Annotated in this window: 13 protein-coding genes; 8 read left to right on the plus strand and 5 right to left on the minus strand. The window is 30.4% G+C overall.

Annotation, left to right across the window (positions count from 1 at the left end; genetic code table 11):
* The first annotated feature begins 57 nt into the window (after positions 1 to 57).
* The gene (locus Q0776_RS01815) at positions 58 to 666 is read left to right on the plus strand and encodes a superoxide dismutase (RefSeq protein ID WP_298364187.1); all 609 of its coding nucleotides are present in this window, start codon (positions 58 to 60) and stop codon (positions 664 to 666) included.
* Positions 667 to 733: 67 nt separating this feature from the next.
* Here the strand turns inward: Q0776_RS01815 and Q0776_RS01820 are convergent, their stop codons facing one another.
* Both Q0776_RS01820 and Q0776_RS01825 read right to left on the minus strand, forming a co-directional pair.
* Positions 734 to 2,635, minus strand: coding sequence for an amidophosphoribosyltransferase (locus tag Q0776_RS01820; protein WP_298364189.1), 1,902 nt, complete (start codon positions 2,633 to 2,635; stop codon positions 734 to 736).
* A gap of 72 nt (positions 2,636 to 2,707) precedes the next feature.
* Complete coding sequence (locus tag Q0776_RS01825) at positions 2,708 to 3,634, minus strand: PfkB family carbohydrate kinase (RefSeq protein WP_298364193.1); 927 nt, start codon at positions 3,632 to 3,634, stop codon at positions 2,708 to 2,710.
* Positions 3,635 to 3,734: 100 nt separating this feature from the next.
* On the opposite strand from Q0776_RS01825, the gene Q0776_RS01830 reads away from it, so the two are divergent.
* From Q0776_RS01830 to Q0776_RS01850, 5 genes are all read left to right on the plus strand, one after another.
* Positions 3,735 to 4,157, plus strand: a complete 423-nt coding sequence (locus tag Q0776_RS01830) for a SufE family protein (protein ID WP_298364196.1) — start codon at positions 3,735 to 3,737, stop codon at positions 4,155 to 4,157.
* Between the two features lie 51 nt (positions 4,158 to 4,208).
* A complete protein-coding gene (locus tag Q0776_RS01835) occupies positions 4,209 to 4,529 on the plus strand; it encodes a DUF59 domain-containing protein (RefSeq protein WP_298364199.1) in 321 nt (106 codons plus the stop codon).
* Positions 4,530 to 5,036, plus strand: a complete 507-nt coding sequence (locus tag Q0776_RS01840) for a DUF2480 family protein (protein WP_298364202.1) — start codon at positions 4,530 to 4,532, stop codon at positions 5,034 to 5,036.
* A 13-nt stretch (positions 5,037 to 5,049) separates the two neighbouring features.
* Complete coding sequence (locus tag Q0776_RS01845; RefSeq protein WP_298364205.1) at positions 5,050 to 5,922, plus strand: DUF3078 domain-containing protein; 873 nt, start codon at positions 5,050 to 5,052, stop codon at positions 5,920 to 5,922.
* Positions 5,923 to 5,995: 73 nt separating this feature from the next.
* Positions 5,996 to 6,919: a DUF3078 domain-containing protein gene (locus Q0776_RS01850; RefSeq protein ID WP_298364207.1), complete on the plus strand. Its 924-nt coding sequence runs from the start codon at positions 5,996 to 5,998 to the stop codon at positions 6,917 to 6,919.
* Between the two features lie 75 nt (positions 6,920 to 6,994).
* On the opposite strand, the gene Q0776_RS01855 is transcribed toward Q0776_RS01850, so the two are convergent.
* The 3 genes from Q0776_RS01855 to Q0776_RS01865 form a co-directional block, all read right to left on the minus strand.
* Positions 6,995 to 7,318 carry a hypothetical protein gene (locus tag Q0776_RS01855; protein ID WP_298364210.1) on the minus strand — a complete coding sequence of 108 codons (324 nt, stop codon included), beginning with the start codon at positions 7,316 to 7,318 and terminating at the stop codon, positions 6,995 to 6,997.
* A 195-nt stretch (positions 7,319 to 7,513) separates the two neighbouring features.
* Positions 7,514 to 9,580 (minus strand): DUF5689 domain-containing protein, encoded by a 2,067-nt coding sequence (locus Q0776_RS01860; protein WP_298364213.1) that lies wholly within the window; start codon positions 9,578 to 9,580, stop codon positions 7,514 to 7,516.
* A 10-nt stretch (positions 9,581 to 9,590) separates the two neighbouring features.
* Entirely contained in the window at positions 9,591 to 12,344 is a 2,754-nt protein-coding gene (locus Q0776_RS01865) for a TonB-dependent receptor (RefSeq protein WP_298364217.1), read from the minus strand.
* A 104-nt stretch (positions 12,345 to 12,448) separates the two neighbouring features.
* On the opposite strand from Q0776_RS01865, the gene Q0776_RS01870 reads away from it, so the two are divergent.
* Together Q0776_RS01870 and Q0776_RS01875 are read left to right on the plus strand one after the other, a co-directional pair.
* The gene (locus Q0776_RS01870) at positions 12,449 to 13,498 is read left to right on the plus strand and encodes an endonuclease/exonuclease/phosphatase family protein (protein ID WP_298364220.1); all 1,050 of its coding nucleotides are present in this window, start codon (positions 12,449 to 12,451) and stop codon (positions 13,496 to 13,498) included.
* 52 nt (positions 13,499 to 13,550) lie between these two features.
* On the plus strand, positions 13,551 to 15,944 hold the full coding sequence (locus Q0776_RS01875) for an outer membrane beta-barrel family protein (RefSeq protein ID WP_298364223.1): 2,394 nt from the start codon (positions 13,551 to 13,553) through the stop codon (positions 15,942 to 15,944).
* Positions 15,945 to 15,993: the final 49 nt, after the last annotated feature.

The raw sequence follows: 15,993 nt of genomic DNA on the forward strand, positions 1-15,993 counted from the left end.
GTTCGCTATCTTTGATCTATAACTGAAAAAATAAGTTTAATAAAAAAATATAAAACTATGTCATTTGAATTACCAAAATTACCATACGCATATGATGCGCTAGAACCAAATATTGATGCAAGAACTATGGAAATTCACCATACAAAACATCATGCAGGATATACAAACAATTTAAACAATGCTATTGCTGGTACTGATTTAGAAGGAAAATCTATTGAAACTATTTTAGGTGGATTAGACATGAACAATGCTGCTGTAAGAAATAATGGTGGTGGATTTTACAACCATTGCTTATTTTGGGATGTAATGAATCCTGAAGGAAAAGGTTACTTATCTGGAGAATTAAAAGATGCAATTATTGCTGAATATGGTTCGGTAGATGCTTTTAAAGATGCTTTTGCCAAAGCTGCAGCAACTCGTTTTGGATCAGGTTGGGCTTGGCTTTGTGTTCATAAAGGAGGAAAAGTTGAAATTTGTTCTACTCCAAACCAAGACAATCCATTAATGCCAGGTGTAAGTTGTGGTGGTTTCCCAATTTTAGCTTTAGATGTTTGGGAACATGCATATTACTTAAACTACCAAAACAGAAGACCTGACTACATTAATGCATTTTTTAATGTAATTAACTGGAATCATGTTGAAAAATTATATGCTGAAAACAAATAATATTTAGCATAAATAAACAAAAAACGCACCAATTGGTGCGTTTTTTTATGCTCTTTCATTTGCCTTACTAATAAGCTCTTTTATTGTTTCCTTCATAAAAATTAATAAAGGCATCATTAACAACTCTATTTCCCCCAGGAGTTGGATAATCACCAGTAAAATACCAATCTCCTAAATGATTAGGACAAGCTTTATGTAAATTTTCAACAGATTGATAAATAATTTCAACCTCCGAATTAATATCTTCAGTTTTTAACATTTGAGCAATCTTATCTGAAATTTGTTCATCTGTAAATGGCTCATACATGGCTTTTACAGCATTTGAAATTAACGAATCCTCAAGCGGTTGCTGTTCTTTACATTTTTTGTAAACCTCATCAATAATATGATACTGATTGGTTTCTTTTAGCAATTCTAAAGCAGCCCTAAAAGCAATAAAATCGCCCATTCTTGCCATGTCAATTCCGTAACAATCTGGATATCTAATTTGAGGAGCCGATGATACAATTACTATCTTTTTAGGATGCAAACGATCCAAAATTTTAATAATACTTTTCTTTAACGTTGTACCACGAACAATACTATCATCTATTATTACCAAATTATCATTTGGCTTTACAATTCCATAGGTAACATCGTAAACGTGTGCAACTAAATCATCTCGGCTATTATCATCAGCAATAAAAGTACGTAACTTTGCATCTTTAATTGCTAATTTTTCAATTCGTGGTCTTTCTGAAAGAATTTGAGTTACCTTCTCAGCAGAAAGTACACCTCTTCCCTTTAATATTTTTTTTGTTTTTTGAAGATTTAAAAAATCTTCAGCCGCTTCTCTCATTCCATAAAAAGAAGTTTCGGCTGTATTTGGAATAAAAGAAAAAACAGTGTTTTTTATGTCTTTATTAATTTTTTCCAATATTTTTGGAAACACTAATTTTCCTAATTTTTTACGCTCTTCATAAATATCTGCATCACTTCCTCTAGAGAAATAAATACGCTCAAATGAACAAGATTTTTGCGGTAAAATTTCTGTTACTTGCGGCATTGAAATACTTCCATTTCGTTTTACAATAAGCGCATGACCTGGGGTAATTTCTTTAACTTTTTTAATATCAATATTAAATACAGTTTGAATTACTGGTCGTTCAGAAGCCACAACAACCACTTCATCATCTTTATAATAAAAAGCAGGACGGATTCCAGCGGGATCACGCAATACAAATGAATCACCATGACCTAACATTCCGGCCATTGCATAACCACCATCCCAATTTTTTGCAGAACGTTTTAATATCTTTTTAATATTTATTCGTTCTTCAATTAAAGGTGAAGCATCTTTTTTTGAAATGTTTTCTGTTTTCTTTAATTTCTGATATAATTTGGTAACCTCATCATCAATAAAATGACCAATTTTTTCCATTACCGTTACAGTATCGGTCAATTCTTTTGGGTGCTGACCAATTTCGACTAAGTCGTTAAATAATCGTTTAGAGTTGGTCATATTAAAATTCCCAGCTACAATTAAACTCTTATGGCGCCAGTTACTTTGGCGTAAAAATGGATGCACACTTTCAATACTATTTTTACCAAAAGTACCATAACGTACATGGCCTAAATATAAATTTCCAATATAAGGCGCATTATTAGTTTGCCATTCCACGTCATCAATTTTTTCGGGAAACTCTTCATTTAGGGTATTTAACCTACCATTTATTTGTGAAAAAATATCTTGTATTGGCTGATCTTGGTTTGAACGTACACGACTAATGTAACGAATTCCAGGATCAACATTAAATTTAACACTTGCCAAACCAGCCCCATCTTGTCCGCGATTGTGTTGTTTCTCCATTAACAAATACATTTTATTTAACCCATAAAACGCTGAACCATATTTATCTTTATAATATTGGAGTGGTTTTAATAATCGCACCATTGCAATTCCACATTCATGCTTAATAGCGTCGCTCATAGTATTTGTTTTAGTAGTATAGTATAATATTTAAATAAAAAATTCCGCACGTATGCAGAATTTTCATAGTTTTTAATTTAATTCTATTTCGAACTGAGTTAGTAATTTAAACTGTAAAAGCCTTTCTTGAATTTCATCATATGTTAAGTTTTCCATACGTTCGGTTCCAAATTTTTCAACTGAAAATGAAGCTAAATTTGAACCAGAAATAACCGCTCTTTTCATATTTTCGAATGAAATATCGCCTGTTCTAGCCATATGCCCAATAAACCCACCAGCAAAAGTATCTCCTGCTCCAGTTGGATCAAAAACTTCTTCTAAAGGTAATGCTGGTGCAAAAAATACATCTCCATTATTAAATAAAAGAGCACCATGTTCTCCTTTTTTTATTACAACATACTTTGGTCCCATTTTATGAATTTTTTGAGCAGCTCTTACTAACGAATACTCTCCAGATAACTGTCTGGCTTCTTCATCATTTATAGTAATTACATCAATTTTTGCAATTACTTCCATTAATTGATCTAAAGCATTATCCATCCAAAAATTCATAGTATCTAACACTACTAATTTTGGTCGTACTTTTAGTTGATTAATTACACTCATTTGAACAGCTGGGTGCAAATTCCCTAACATTAAAAAATCTGCATCCATAAATTTTTCTGGCACCACCGGATTAAAATCAGCTAAAACATTTAAATCGGTTATTAAAGTATCTCTTGTATTTAAATCGTTATGGTATTTTCCTTTCCAAAAAAATGTTTTTCCATTTTCAATTATTTCAACACCATCAGTATTTATGTTTTTCCCATTTAACTTTTTTAAGTAATCTTTAGGGAAATCTCCTCCAACAACCGATACAATTCCCGGTTTTACACCAAATTGTGATGCTGAAAGTGCGATATAGGTTGCTGCTCCACCTAAAATTTTATCTGTTTTTCCAAACGGTGTTTCGATGGCATCAAAAGCAACTGTACCTACTATTAGTAATTTACTCATATTTTTTTAAACTAAATGCCTGTTAAAAAAGGCATAATATGTGATTATATTTTTTTTATAACACTAGATGTGATTATTTTTGCAAAAATAAGTTTAAAAAATGACTATCAAAGAAATACAAGAAGAAATTATAGATGAGTTTTCAATGTTTGAAGATTGGATGGAACGTTATGAATATATTATTGAATTAGGAAAATCGTTGCCTTTAATTGAAGACACCTATAAAATAGATGAAAATTTAATAATCGGTTGCCAATCAAAAGTTTGGTTACATTCTGAAATTAAAAATGATAAAATTGAATTTACAGCCGATAGTGACGCCATATTAACAAAGGGAATTGTAGCACTTTTATTACGTGTTTTCAACCATCAAAACCCAAAGGATATTTTAGATACAGACCTATATTTTGTTGATGAAATTGGCTTAAAAGAACACCTTTCACCAACAAGAGCAAATGGACTTGTTTCCATGATTAAGCAAATTAAATTATACGCCTTGGCTTTTCAATCGAAATTAAGTTAATAATTGTATATTTGTCCTTATTTAGAATGAATATAAAGAAAGGTTTTAATCATGAATAGTACTAGAGTTGAGGAATTGGGAGATAAAATTGTTGAAGTATTAAAAACAATTTACGACCCAGAAATTCCAGTTGATATATTTGAATTAGGTTTAATTTACGACGTTTTTGTTAGTGAACATAATGATGTAAAAATATTAATGACACTTACATCTCCAAATTGTCCTGTGGCAGAGACATTGCCCGTAGAGATTGAAGAAAAGGTAAAAACTTTAGAAGAAGTAAAAAATGCTGAAGTTGAAATTACTTTTGACCCAATGTGGACACAAGATATGATGAGTGAAGAAGCTAAACTTGAATTAGGTTTTTTATAAATGAGTTCAGAAATTGTAAATAGAGTTGCAAATAGCAAATTAAAAACAATAGACCTTGAGGATTTTTATCCAGAAGGACACAGAACTACTATAGATATAAAACAATGGTTATTTCATGAATTAATTTTGAAAGAAACCGACTTTCGTGGATTTTTAAAAAACCACGATTGGAGCCAATATAAAAATCATTTTGTAGCTTTAAAATGTTCGGCCGATGCTATTATTCCATCTTGGGCTTACATGTTAATTACAACCTACATATCTCCCTTTGCAAAAAAGGTAATTGTAGGAGAATTAAACGAACTCGAAACCTGTATTTACCAAGAAATTATATCAAATTTTACAATAGAAGAGTTTAAAGATAAACCTGTTATTATTAAAGGCTGCTCTAACAAACCAATTCCACAAACAGCATACACAATGTTAGTGGAAAAGTTACAACCCATTGCAAAATCAATTATGTTTGGAGAAGCTTGCTCTTCTGTTCCTCTATTTAAAAACAACTAAGTTTTTTTTTACAATGAAAAGAATATTTTTAGCAATACTATTCCTATTAAACATAACTTTTTCATTTTCACAGCAAAAAAAACAACCTCCAAAAGAAGGTTGGAATTCAAAGGGTAAAGTTTCTTTTTTATTCAATCAATCGGCATTTTCAAACTGGGTTGCTCGAGGCGAAAACACGCTCGCCGGTAATTTAGCAATCAATTATAATTTTGATTATAATAAAGGTAAATTAAAATGGAAAAACAACATTTTAACTTCTTATGGAGTAACAAAAAGTAAAAACACAGATTTCGAAAAGAAAACCGATGATAGGTTAGAGTTTAACTCATTATTTGGTTTAAATGCCGATAATGACTGGTATTACTCAATTTTATTTAATTTTAAAACTCAATTTACAAAAGGCTTTAAATACAGCAAAGATTCTAACGGTAAAGAAATTAGAACCGAATATACCAATTTCTTTTCGCCCGCAACTTTTTTATTGGGTCCGGGGATGCTTTGGGAAAAAACCGATAACTTTAAGTTTAATATTGCTCCCGCAACCACTAAACTAGTAATTGTAAACAGAAGTTTTACCCTTCCAAAAAACGCATATTTTGGAGTTGAAGAAGGTAAAAACACACGTATAGAATTAGGTTTTAACGCTTCAGGAAGATGGAAAATAGATTTAATGGAAAATGTTAAAATGGAACAACTATTAAATTTATATGCCAATTATCTCGAAGACCCCGAAAATATTGATATTGACTACACCATGAATATTAGTATGAAAATTAACAGCCATCTTTCTACAAACTTAATTTTTCAAACAATTTATGATGATAATGCTTTTGAAGGATTTCAGGTAAGAGAAGTTTTTGGAATAAGTTTTAACTACGGTTTTTAATTATTTATGTGACTTTTTTGCAGAAAACAAGTCTAATATGTATATTTTTGATTTAAATTAAAAAACCTAAATTATGAAAAGAATTATTTTATTACTTGTTTTAGTATGTGCAACTACTATAAGTAAAGCACAAACATTGGAAGAATTAAAAGCAGAACAAGCTCCTAAAAAAGCTAAAATTGCAGAATTACAAGCAGAAGTTAATGCTATTCAAAGTAAAATAAATGCAATTCCAGGTTGGAAAAAAGGTGCATTTGGAACTATTGGAGGTAGCATTTCTGAATTTAGCAACTGGTACGGACAAGGAACTCCAAACAATGCTTCAGGAAATATTGGGGTAACTGTAAATGCTTTTGCAAATAACCTTCAAGAAAAGTTTTTTTGGAGAAATTCAGCAAATATAAATTTAGGATGGGTTAAGTTAGATGATAAAGACTTGCCTGAAAGTGAGCAAAAAGGATTTCAAGAAGCAACAGATGTGTTTAGTATTACATCTTTATATGGTAGAAAATTAAGTGAGAAATTTGCCATTTCAACATTAGGAGAATACAGAACAACAATTTTAAATAACTTTAATGATCCTGGTTACTTAGATTTAGGGGTTGGTTCTACTTGGACACCTATAAAAGATCTTATTGTTGTAACTCATCCATTAAATTACAATTTTGTTTTTAGCAAAGGAGAAACAGTTTTTGAATCTTCTCTTGGGGCAAAAATAGTTGCTGATTATTCTAAACAATTAGGAGCTGTAAAGTTTAAAACAAACTTCTCTACATTTCAAAGTTATAAAAGTTCAGATTATTCTAACTGGACTTGGATAAACTCTTTCGGATATACATTATGGAAAGGTATTGGTGTTGGTTTTGACTTAGGTTTAAGAAAAAACAAACAAGAAGCTTTAAACTATGGTCTTAAAGATGATACTTCTTTAACTTTCGATACAGTTGATAACAAATTACAAACATACTGGGTATTTGGTTTAAGCTATTCTCTTTAAAAAACACAACTAAATAACGCATAAAAAAAACTCAAACTTTAAAAGTTTGAGTTTTTTTAATTAATGTTCAAATAGTTATTTAATAACAATGCGCATTGAGTAATCTTTGTTTATTTTTCCAGGATTCTCAATTTTTTTCCAATTTAAATTCTCACGAATAAAGTTTATAACTTCTCTGTCTCTAGAACCAACTTTTTTCACTACTATTTCTCCATCTGTATTGAATGTAAAAGTTACCATTACCTCAACTTGATTTTGAATAGAAGCATCTGAAGCTTGAACTAATTCAACAACTTGTTTTTTAATTTCATCTTTTGAAACATCTAAGTTAAAAGTACCTGCAAACAAACTTGATGTTCCTACTAATAATGCTACGATTAATAATTTAAATTTATTCATAATATTTAATTTTTATAATTTATTTTTCTTTGTTTCAACTACTCAAATTTATGACATATTTGAATATATTTTTAAACTTTAAAAAATTTAATTCTTTTTCAATGTTTTTATTGAAATTTAGCATATTATCAATATGAATACGTTTTAGATAGATTTATTCGTAATATTTTAACATTTTTAAGGTTTCTTTTTACATTATCTATAATTTGGAGAGAAGTCATTTGGAGCATTTTTCTGCGTATTTGGGTTAGAAATCAAAATATTATTTGCATTTGAAGCTATTTCCCACTCACTAATTGTAAAAATATTATTAGGGTTATTTATGTCCAATTTTCGTTTGGCTTGTCCATCTGTATATTCCCAATTTGTTCCATTTCCATCTTCGCCTATAACTCCAAAAATATCGACTCGTGTTTCAGTATTATCTACCAATTCATAAACATCATCTCCATTTCCAGAAATATAATTACTTTCAATAGTTGGAATTATTGAAAAAACATCATCAAAATCCGTATTAGCAATAATTACAAAACCACCAACAGGAATAATAATTCCGTTTAATTCAATAGGAGTTCCCGAAACAGTAGTTGCTCCATTTATATATTTATTCAATTTCCAACCAGTTAAATTAACCGCAGTTTCCCCAGCATTGTACAATTCTACAAACCTTGATGAGACACTATTTTTGGGATCGGCAATTTCCGTAATCATTATTTTAGTTTCAATAATTGGGCAAACCTCATAGTCGTTTTCAAAATTAACATCGTTTAGAGTTCTAATTTCCAACATATTTGATAATACACCTACAATATTTCCATGACCTTCAGGAAATAACGTATTTGCAAATTCTGCATCACCATTGGTAAAAACTGCCACCTTATTAAATTCATTACAAGTTTCTAGTGTTCTAGTACCATCATCATTTCCACTAAAATAAGTAAATGCTTTTCCTAATTCATTTTCTACTAACTGAACATTTAAGATATTTACTAAAGTATTTTTATAGGTTCCATTTTGAATATCACTTATTTCTATATTTTTTGGAACAATATCAAAATTTTCATTTGTATTAAAAACAACATTGTGCACTTGATCTTCTTCAATTTCAGTTAAACCCGTTCCCTTTGCCTCTCCAATTGTTAAAAATCCATCTTCCTCATTCATATAAAGTTTATTTAACTTAACATAAACTTTATCTCCAATTTTAAAATGCTCAAAAATAGCTTCCTGCTCAATTAAAAGTTGAATTCCGGCAGTAGGATTCTCAATGGCATCTTGCAGTACTAAACGCTCTTTAAAATTCCCTTCTTCATCACTAGAAATAACAAATCCTTCAATTATATAATTATTGTTTACACCAAATTCTACTCTATTACCTTTATATAGCTCTCTAACTTCAGCAATTGAAATAGTTGGCTCTAATGCATTGGTATATGTACACCTTGCTTCTGTAAAACTAACATCCTCAACATTTCTTAAGTACAATTGAATATCGTCATAATAATTTCCTAAAACGGCAATTATACTACCCTTTCCTTCTGGCAATAACTGATTTTTAAAATCGGCAAAACCACTATTTCTAATAAAAACCTCACTACCAAGTTTACAATCGCTTGAGAAATTTTCCAACACTCTATTAACTGTTTCTGTATTATCAATGTTTGCATAGGATTGTCCCAATTCGTTTTGTTTAAATTGTACATCTTTAATTTCGACCAACATTTCCAACATACTTTCATCTATCTCATCAATAGTTATTACTTTAGGAACAATTTCCGCAACTTCACACGAACGCACAATAAAATCATTTAACTCCGTAGATGGAATTCTACCTAATTCACCATTTAAAGCCTTACCAATTTGGATACTTCCAAAGCTATAACCAACTGCCAATCCTTTTAATTTTACATAAATTTTTCTACCAACATTATACTTGGTATACAAGTCGGTTTCATCTATTGATATTTTTATAGCTGAAGTTGGATTTTCGGGTTTATCTTGAATGGAAATTGATTTGTAGATATTACCTGTTTCATCACTTGAAACAACATACCCACTAATAACAACATCCTTATCAATGGGAGTTGCGCCCCCAAAAGTGTACAATTCTTTTGCTTGTGCAATGGTGCTTGTTGCCGTTATATCTGGCTCGTCGCAACCAACTTTTGGAGTTGAAAATTCGTTATCTTTAACACAAGCCATTAAAAAACTAAAGGCAACTAATGTTTGTACGGTTATTTTTAAAGTTTTATAAAAATTCATAGCATTATTTTTAAAATCTTATATATAAATTTAAATAGTAGGAAGTATCATTTCCATACCAATATTTTGGGCCAAAAATTGGCTTTTCTAATTGTTTATCTTGTTTTAATTCGGGGTAGTTAGCATTTCTCGATTGCTCAAAACCACCGGTTTTAAACACTTCACCAAGTACATTATTAACGCCTACAAAAACACCTAAATAAGCGTCATTTATTTTCCATGACTTTCCACCAACTAAGTTTACTAAAAATGCATCTTCAAACTTTTCTTGTTTTAGTAAATTATCTATTTGATTTTGATTTACCTCAACACCTGTTTCATCATCAACAAAAGGAACCCCATCGGCATCTAAATAAAAATTATCGGTTCGCAATAATGGAGAAATATCCAAGTAGTTATGTGAAAGTAAGTTTGCATTTGCCTGAAACCACCAATAATTTGGATCGCGATATTCAAAACCTAAAGAATAGGCTCTTTGTGGTGTTCCAGAAATACGGTAATCTTTTAAATAAGCCACTCCAAAATCACTACTTTCATCAATAAAACTTTCCGACTGCAAAAATAATTGTGGATTATTATCATAGGTATATTGCCCTACAGAGCCTGCGGCAATAAACTTTACCGCTGGCGTAAATTGATATTCGGCACTTAATTCAACTCCTATATTTCTTTTATCAACTCCTGTTATAATTTCGTTCACAAAATCGGCTTGATCGCCCAATAAACCTTCAGCAAAAAAGAACGATGTTTCAATAGCATCACTAAATTTGGTGTAATAAGCTGTTAATCTGGATTGAATTTTTGGAGATCTAAATATATAATTAACGTCACCTGTTACTACTTTTTCACTGGTTAAATTTGGCGTTATATTATTATTAACTCTTGAATTTGAAAATGTATTTCTAATAGTTGGTGCATTAGAAACATAGGCTGCATTTATATTAACCAAATGTCGTCCTGTTATTTTATAGGTTAAACCTCCTTTTGCACTAACATCTAAAAATGTTTGTTTTTCACCTTTACCAAATGAATTATTTGCATACGTTCCATTTTTAAACAAACCATCTCTTTGATAACTCGTGTTTTTAAGATTTAGCCCAACAAAATAATCTAACTTTTTTTCACTGAATTGCAATTGTGCAAAAGCGCTTGCAATAGTTGCTAAAACCGTATAATTATATTGAAACGTATCTCCAACACCAACACTATTATTTGGGTTATTTAAATTATTCTGTTGCGCATCTCCTATGGCATATTGATCTAAATCTATAAAACTAGTACCTCCCAACAAATCCAACATATTCCCATAATTTTCAGATGTTAAATTTTTAAATGAAACTCCTGCATTTAAATTTAAATTTCCATTTAAATTAGCGGTTAATAACGAATTCAAATTTAGCTGCGTATCATCTACCCTGTCTTCATAAACATAATAATGTGCGTTTTCACTTTCGCTATTTATTTGATATAATTCACTCCAATTTAATTGCCCATTTTTTAAAAATTCTTGTTCTGATAAATAAGCATTTGCATAATCTAAATTATCCTCAAACCTTAAAAAGCTACTCGGTAAGTATTTCCAATATGTTGGATCTGGATTTGGAGCATTAAAATAGCCTAATCTACTATTTCCAATATGTCCAAATTGATACGATAAAGTTGTTTGTAAAGAAACTTTATCTTTCTCAAAAAAATGACTTAACATAACAATTGGCTCAAAAATCTCCTTCATTCTAGAATTTCTTTTTTCGCCTTCTTGATTTCCCCAATACGAATTGTATTTATAACCTCTTAAGCTATAAACTTCTTCAGTATTTGGCGATGATTTTCCTCTTCTATTAAATGAAGTTAATGCTGTTATATTTAAACTATGGTTTTCGTTTAATATCTTTTCAGCCGAAATATATGCTGCCCAAGAATTGTAAGTTGTTCCTTCAAAATAGCCATTTTGCGCAGCTCTTCTGGAGCCTGAAACTACGTACGACCAATTATTATTGAGTATTCCACTTCCATAAGTTGCCATTACTCTACTTGTATAACTTCTATTGGTTGAAGACAAAGACACTTTTGTTCCTTTTTGATATTCGGAAGCTCTCGTTTTAAAATTAGTAGTTCCTAAAATTCCTCCAAAAGCTGTTTCGGAAGGTTGAATTCCATTTGAAAATTGCTGATTTCTTAAAGCATCATTTAATCCGCCCCAATTGCTCCATTGCGGTCGGCCATCATACAATTTATTCATTTCAACTCCATTAATAGAAACCGTTCCATAACTAGAATCGTAACCACGAACTTTAAACCAAGCCTGACTAAAATTAAACGCGGCAGCTTTTAAATAAGCATCTCTCGAAGATTGAAATAAACCTGCAATATAATCGGAATTCTGATTTTCGTTATCCAACAAATCTTCATCCGAAATTGAAATTAAACTTGCTTCTTCAAACTCAAATTTTAACGGTGTTAAATAAATAAGTCCTAAATCTAACTCTTTATTACTATTTAAATGAACGGGTATTTTTTGAGTTTCATATCCATTTAAAAATAGTAAAATCTCGTACTTTCCAATTGGAACAGCATCCAATTTAAATTTACCATTTTCGTTGGTAAAAACCATTTTCGAAAGTGTTTCAAGTTTTATTTCAACACCTTTTAATGGCTTATTTAATCTTATTTCTTGAATTTCTCCTACAACGGAAGTAGTAATTTGCGCATGTGAGTTATTTCCATAGAGGATGCACAAAAAACTTAAAATAATAAGCTTTTTCATTCAATTTTTTTTTCAAATTAACAAAATTTTATGGAAAATTAAAAATCAAAAATATTCTTGGCTCAAAGATTGTTAGTACATTTACTCACATTAAATATTTTTTTATGAAAAGAATTTTATCACTCCTTTTTGTTTTTTTATTAGTTTCAAATTACGCCATTAGTCAGCAAGATTATTCCATTAGAACCATTGCTTTTTACAATTTGGAAAATCTTTTTGATACGGTAGATGACCCAGAAAAAAATGATGAAGCCAGCCCAATAATGGGAATTTCAGAAAATCGAGAAGAAATTTACCAAAACAAGCTAAAAAATATGGCCAAAGTACTTTCGGAAATAGGTGTAAAAGACACTAAAAAAACAGCCGAAATTATTGGTGTGGTTGAAGTTGAAAATAGAAAAGTACTTGAAGATTTAATTGCAACCGAAAAATTAAAAAATGAAAATTATCAAATAATTCATTACGATTCGCCCGATTTAAGAGGAATAGATGTTGCTTTACTTTATAAAGAAAGTGCTTTTAGACCAACGCACCACGAAACTTTTGAGCTAAAACTATGGGATGAAAAAGGAATGCGAATTTTTACCAGAGATCAATTATTGGTTTCGGGATATTTAGATGATGAATTAATTCATATTATTGTTAATCACTGGCCATCGCGTCGTGGAGGTGAAGAAAAAAGTCGCAGTAAAAGAGAAAAAGCTGCCTTTTTAAACACCCAAATTATTGAAAAAATAAAACTTTCGGATCCCAATCCTAAAGTTATTATTATGGGCGATTTAAATGACGACCCAACAAATACAAGTTTAAAAAAAGTGTTAAAAACTAAAGCTAAAAAAGCAAAAGTAAAAAAAGGTGATATTTACAACCCAATGGAAGATATGTTTAGACGTGGACAAAATACATTGGTGTACAGAGACAACATAAATCTTTTCGATCAAATTCTTTTTACCTCGCCGTTATTAACTACCAAAAAAGAATTTTCGACCTATAAAATGTATAAAGTTGGTGTTTTTAATCCGCAATATTTAACAACTCAAAAGGGAAAATACAAAGGATATCCACATAGAAGTTTTGCTGGCAGCAAGTTTATAAATGGTTATAGCGATCATTATCCGGTTTATATGTACTTAATTCGAGAGCCAAAGAAGTAAGTTTATATCTTAATTAAAATAATTTATATTTGGTTTTACTAAACTGCTAACTATGTTTAAAAATTATTTTTTTATTGTTTTGTTAACTTTTACAATTCTCAATGTAACTGTACTAAATGCACAATCGCAACAGGAAATTGAAATTAAAGGAAAAATTGTTGACAAAGATTTAAACGAACCTATAGAATATGCAACTGTTATAGTTGTAGATGGCGCTACAAATAAACCAATAAAAGGAACTACTTCAGCCGAAAATGGTAGTTTTAAAATTATTTCAACTACTTCAAATTTTTATATTGAAATAGATTTTATTGGTTACAAAAAAAATCAAATTAAAGATTTTCAGTTAAAAGGAAACACTTTAAACTTACAAACCATTTATCTTGAACAAGATTCTGAAAGTTTAGAAGAAGTTACTGTTGTTGGAACAAAATCCACCACCGAATTTAAACTAGATAAACGCGTATTTAATGTAGGAAGTGATTTGTCTTCTTCGGGAGCCAGTGCTTTAGAAGTATTAAATAATGTACCATCTGTTAATGTAGATATTGAAGGTAAAATTAGCTTGCGTGGTAGCCAAGGTGTACAAATTTTAATAAACGGAAAACCTTCGGTGCTTGCAAGTGGCGATGGTAATAATGCTTTGGGAACCATAACTGCCGAAATGATAAATAAAATTGAGGTAATTACAAATCCTTCGGCTAAATATGAAGCATCTGGTACATCAGGAATTTTAAATATTGTATTAAAAAAAGACCAAAAGAAAGGATTAAATGGTTCGGCTACTTTAAATGTTGGAACACCAGATACGCATAGTTTTGGACTTAGTATAAACCGCAGAACCGAAAAACTAAATATTTTTAGTCAAATTGGTGTAGGAAAAAGAACCTTTCCAAGAGATGGAGAAACCATCAATCAAAATTACGCCAATAACACCTTGCTAAGAAGTGATAGTTATAACGAAATGCACGAAAAGTTTTATAATCTTTTATTGGGTTCCGATTTCTTTCTTAATAAAAACAGTGTAATTACCCTTTCGGTAAATTATGCGTTTGAAAAAGAAGACACACCTGGAAATAACAAATACACTCGTTTTGATGCTAACAATGTAATTACCGACGAATGGAATAGAGAAGAATTAACCTTAGCCGATAACCCAAAATGGCAATACGAATTGCAATTTAAAAAGGATTTCGACGACCACGAAGATCACAGTTTATTGTTTTCGGCAATGGGATCATCATTTAAAAAAGATTCGGAAGCCGACTTTACAGATGTTGTAAGTTTTGGTACAAACGAGCAAAATAACCAAGACAAAAATATTACCGATTTTGGTAGAGTGCAATACACCTTTAAATTAGATTACACACTTCCATTTTCTGAAAAATATACCTTAGAAACAGGTGCTCAATATTTAATACAAGATGTTTTTAACGATTATGAAGTACAAAATTTCTCAAACAATGTTTGGGTAAGCGATCCTAATTTAACCAATGTATTTAATTACGATCAAAATGTGTTGGGTGTTTATGCAACCACAAGTTTTGAAGGCGAACAATGGGGTTTAAAATTGGGTGCGCGATTAGAAAATACCGATTTAGAAACCTTGTTAGAAACCACCAACGAAAAACGCTCACAAAACTATACAAACCTTTTTCCAAGTGTACATACTTCTTACAAAATTAATGAAGCACTTTCTTTTCAGGCCGGATTTTCAAAACGAATTAACAGACCAAGTTTATGGAATTTAAATCCGTTTACTGTAATTAGAGATAATTTTAATATTTCAAATGGAAATCCAGATTTACAACCCGAATTTACCGATTCGTATGAGCTAACAAGTATTATTAAACTAAATGCAATTTCGTTAAATTTTGGAACCTATTTTAGACGCACAACCGATGTTATTGAAAGTGTTATTAGTTACGAAAATGGTGTAAGCATTAGAAAACCTTTAAATATTGGAACTAACAATACCACAGGTTTAGAATTTAACGGAAAATACAATCCGGCAAAATGGGTTACAATAAGTTTAGATGCCAATTTTAACTTGTTTAAAAGAACCGGAAGTTTTGAAGGAAATTCGTTCGATTTTAATGGAGATCTTTGGTCGTCTAAATTAAATTCTAAGTTTAAATTACCCGCAGGAATTGACATTGAGTTTACTGGAAATTACAGATCGCCTTTTAAAAGTGTTTTAGAACAACGAGCAGAAGAAATTTTTGCCAATGTCGGAATTAGAAAAAAAATATTTAAAGGAAAAGCCATTGTAAATTTAAGTGTACAAGATATTTTTGAATCGCGCAAATTTGCATATACAACTACACAACCAACTTATTACTTAAGCAGAACAAGCCAAAGAGGACGTTTTGTAACTTTAGGTTTAAGTTATGGCTTTGGAAAAGGAGAAGCTATGGAGTTCTCGGGACAACGACGACGCATGTAATTAAATTTACCTAAAATAAGCTTTTACAATCTTATATTTTTATTACATT

It is taken from the genome of uncultured Lutibacter sp. (genome assembly GCF_947495725.1).
Classification (GTDB): domain Bacteria; phylum Bacteroidota; class Bacteroidia; order Flavobacteriales; family Flavobacteriaceae; genus Lutibacter.

Coding starts and splice junctions, on each gene's coding strand:
- Q0776_RS01855 (WP_298364210.1), bottom strand. CDS start 7,318: ATGAATAAATTTAAATTATTAATCGTAGCATTATTAGTAGGAACATCA.
- Q0776_RS01820 (WP_298364189.1), bottom strand. CDS start 2,635: ATGAGCGACGCTATTAAGCATGAATGTGGAATTGCAATGGTGCGATTA.
- Q0776_RS01825 (WP_298364193.1), bottom strand. CDS start 3,634: ATGAGTAAATTACTAATAGTAGGTACAGTTGCTTTTGATGCCATCGAA.
- Q0776_RS01850 (WP_298364207.1), top strand. CDS start 5,996: ATGAAAAGAATTATTTTATTACTTGTTTTAGTATGTGCAACTACTATA.
- Q0776_RS01835 (WP_298364199.1), top strand. CDS start 4,209: ATGAATAGTACTAGAGTTGAGGAATTGGGAGATAAAATTGTTGAAGTA.
- Q0776_RS01840 (WP_298364202.1), top strand. CDS start 4,530: ATGAGTTCAGAAATTGTAAATAGAGTTGCAAATAGCAAATTAAAAACA.
- Q0776_RS01865 (WP_298364217.1), bottom strand. CDS start 12,344: ATGAAAAAGCTTATTATTTTAAGTTTTTTGTGCATCCTCTATGGAAAT.
- Q0776_RS01830 (WP_298364196.1), top strand. CDS start 3,735: ATGACTATCAAAGAAATACAAGAAGAAATTATAGATGAGTTTTCAATG.
- Q0776_RS01870 (WP_298364220.1), top strand. CDS start 12,449: ATGAAAAGAATTTTATCACTCCTTTTTGTTTTTTTATTAGTTTCAAAT.
- Q0776_RS01845 (WP_298364205.1), top strand. CDS start 5,050: ATGAAAAGAATATTTTTAGCAATACTATTCCTATTAAACATAACTTTT.
- Q0776_RS01815 (WP_298364187.1), top strand. CDS start 58: ATGTCATTTGAATTACCAAAATTACCATACGCATATGATGCGCTAGAA.
- Q0776_RS01860 (WP_298364213.1), bottom strand. CDS start 9,580: ATGAATTTTTATAAAACTTTAAAAATAACCGTACAAACATTAGTTGCC.
- Q0776_RS01875 (WP_298364223.1), top strand. CDS start 13,551: ATGTTTAAAAATTATTTTTTTATTGTTTTGTTAACTTTTACAATTCTC.